Annotated in this window: 2 protein-coding genes; both read right to left on the bottom strand. The window is 31.5% G+C overall.

What is annotated here, in order from left to right; genetic code table 11:
* Positions 1 to 41 precede the first annotated feature (41 nt).
* Positions 42 to 2891 (bottom strand): MSEP-CTERM sorting domain-containing protein, encoded by a 2850-nt coding sequence (locus JGH11_RS19420; RefSeq protein WP_201114549.1) that lies wholly within the window; start codon positions 2889 to 2891, stop codon positions 42 to 44.
* Positions 2851 to 3405 (bottom strand): exosortase K (gene xrtK, locus JGH11_RS19425; RefSeq protein WP_201114551.1); only part of this gene is annotated, 555 nt, incomplete at its 5' end. The genes JGH11_RS19420 and xrtK, both read right to left, overlap by 41 nt.

Genomic DNA, 3405 nt, shown 5'->3' on the forward strand with positions numbered 1-3405 from the left:
TCTTTATTGAATTCAATAAAGATGCTTTTTAATAATCCATATCATTTTTTCACAGTATCATTTTTTCTCTTTTTATATAATATATAGAGAATTCCTAACAAAGCTAATATTATAAATAAGTTTGGTTCTGTCATCTGTTGTGTGGTATCATCCAAATCTAGAGATCTGTTTCCTCCCATAACTTGCTCTTGCTTCTTCTTTAATATTGCTTTTTGAGCTTCATTTTCTACTACAATATAAGATGTCAGTGGACTCATGATTTGTGATTTGAAACTGTTTTGTAGTAGTGCCAACCATTCTTTATCTGCTGTTTCTGGGTATAAAGTCTGTAGCATCCATTGAGCCTGCATCAGCAAACCGGCTTCCCAATTCTTTTCTTCTATTTGGTTTTTATCTAGTGGTAACGTTTTGTTTTTAGTGTTTAATACGATTGAAGGCTTGTTGTCGTCTGGTAAATATTGTAGAGGGTTGCTAAGTCGTGGCCAAACTTTTACATTCTTGTTTGGTAACGCCGTTATATAATCATTGATTATATGGAGTCCCCTTGAAAAAGTATGCGATTTTAAACTATCATTCTTCAAAGAATAAAACAGATCATTCTCGGGATAAGTAAATCGCATATTAGCAAAGTCGTTGTATAATATAGCATTTTCAGGATTATCACTAACAACGATTATTACCGGATAGCTTTCGCTGGGATTTGTATAAGAATCGAATAATATCTTTTTTATTGCACGGTCTAAAAAGAATCCGCCATCGAAAACAGTTTCTTTGATATCTTCTTCCCAATTATTTTCCAGAGGGAAAGTTTTTACATAAGTATTTGTTAATGATATTTTAGCATTATTCTGTTCTATGAGATTGCGATCTAATAGGTTGTTTATCTCTTTAATATACTTTTCAGCTTTGAAACGATTTTTATCACCGTTTTCGTTTTTATAATATTTTGAAGATGTAAGTGGGTCATAATCTGACGATGTATCTATTATAAAATGATAATATGGCTTTCGTCCTATTGTTTCCAGTTTCTCTTTTTCTTCTGCTGATATGTAAGCAACCTCGCCTTTATCAACGCTTGAATTATTATTGGCTTGTAATGTTTTATCCCCTAGGTCTAATATATGACCATCAATATTTATAGAAACAGGTTCTTTGTGTATAAATTCTATTCCGGTATATCTGGTTTCACCTTTTTGAAAAGGAAATACTTTAAATTCTACACGATTCCCTGCCAGATATCGCAATAACCCCGGATCTCTATTTGTATTCCTTATCTGGTTGAACACCCATGTCGCAGCTTTCTTTTCGGCCAATATTCCTTTTTCTTTAATACCTTCTACATATAGGTAATAATCACTGATCCAGCACCCCGTAGGGAGATCTATTTTTGTTATATATTCTGAATTCCACAATGATGTATTTCCATTTTTTATGGATAGATCAATCTTACTTATCCAAGCTTTCTGACTGCTATCATATTTACTGCTATGTTTGATATCGGTTATTTTTATGTCTGTAGTGTCAGAAATTGCAAAGGTCCTTTTTCTTGGGTTGTTGGCTTCCTTTCCATAAAATAAATCTCGAATTAGTGCTTTCTTTGTTTCTGAGATATTCAAATTGTCTAAAACGAGCCATTTATAGTAACTGGATAAAAATGGGGTTGAGTTGTATAAGGTTGTACCCCTTCTATTTCCTTGGTTTTCTATAATGTCTAAAGTTTTCGATATTGAATTCTTATTTAATTTATATTCTTTCGTGTAGTCGGGACTATATAAATACTCTAAAGTCGTATGTAACACATTACGGTCGTATCTATAGTCGATGGTAATGGCAATAGGCAGGATAGATATGCCAACTATTATGATTGTGTATAGCAAGTATTTATTATATCTTCTTTTCAGAAAGTTGAAGTCTTTTACAATCGTATTTAAGTGGATCGGGAATAAAAATAAAGGAGTAAGCATCAAGAATCCTGCCCCGAATATAATAATGGCAAAAATAGATATAGGTAAAAATGGCATCATTATAAGGAAAAAGTAGAGTGTAAACATAAATGTGATGCAACGTCCTGAAAATAAGAATAGCCTAAACATTTTATTATCTGTCGCAGGTATACATATTAATATCCCGTTTATTATTGCTATAATATAAAACCACTCGCTAGAAAAATCGCCAAAAAGATTATCCGCAGTATTATTAATTATTAGCCCTAGTATGGGGAAAATGATAGCGATAGGTAATTTCCATAATAATTGATACTCTTCAAATATATTTCGTCTTGATATGAGTATATATATAAAGCGTATAAGAAAGAAAATGAATAGGACTGTTGCTATGGCTGTAAATATCAGAAATAGATTTTCTATGCCTAAATCTATACCATCCCATATTGGTAATACTACCATAACCAGGATATAGAATAAGAATGGTATAGACACAGCAACAGCAATGTTTTGCCATGCTTTTTGTTTGTTTGCGTGTGGTGTTAATATAATGACTGATGCAAAGATGGCATGTATAAGTGTAGGCATGAGACAAATACCTACATACATAAATAAGTTTCCCGAAATCATCCAGTCGGGGATGCTAAATGGAATTATATCATTTGCATTACCATAATATGTATATATGAAGGAGATATAGGCAATGAGTGAAATGATACAATAAACTATGTCAATACGCTTTCGACGTATCATTTGTACAACGGCGTATCCTGCATTGCATATTGCCATAACAATGATGGTAATAGTAAATATCTTCCATAAATAGATACTTTCTTCTTGAAGTAAGCTCTTGATGATTTCAAACTCGCTCCATTCTAGGAATAGTAATAATACAATAGGTAAGGTGTTAATCAATAATATCCACTTCGGATTGAGTAGTTTTTTCATAATTGTGCCGGATTTTATTAACGATGTAGTTAAGCGATATATATATTAAAATTAAGAACGTCAGATATACTAAAATACCTTCCATTTGATGTATTCTTTCTGTTTCTAATGTAGTAATGGATGTTGTTTTGCTATCTATCATTATCATATATCCGATTATTCTGGAGGTATTAACAAGCGGAGTTGTTATATACGATAATAATAAGGCTAAAGGTATGATTTGCCTTTTTTTTATAATCTCAGATTTGAATAAAACAAAAGTTGTAATGAGGAAGCTTATTAGCCAAAAGTTATATCCCGAACAAGATTTGTTTATAACTATATTTAACTCCGGATAGAAATAACCATTTGTTGGGTTATAGATAGCTTTTGAACCCGAAATAATTTCTACAATTTTATTAGTCGGAGTAAGTAGGAATCGCATAAAATCTGTATCGAGGTAAGGATATACTAACTTTAAACCAATAAATATGGCGAGACAAACTATTATAAAAATATAATTATTTTTCATATT

This window comes from Dysgonomonas sp. Marseille-P4677 (genome assembly GCF_016652235.1).
GTDB lineage: Bacteria > Bacteroidota > Bacteroidia > Bacteroidales > Dysgonomonadaceae > Dysgonomonas.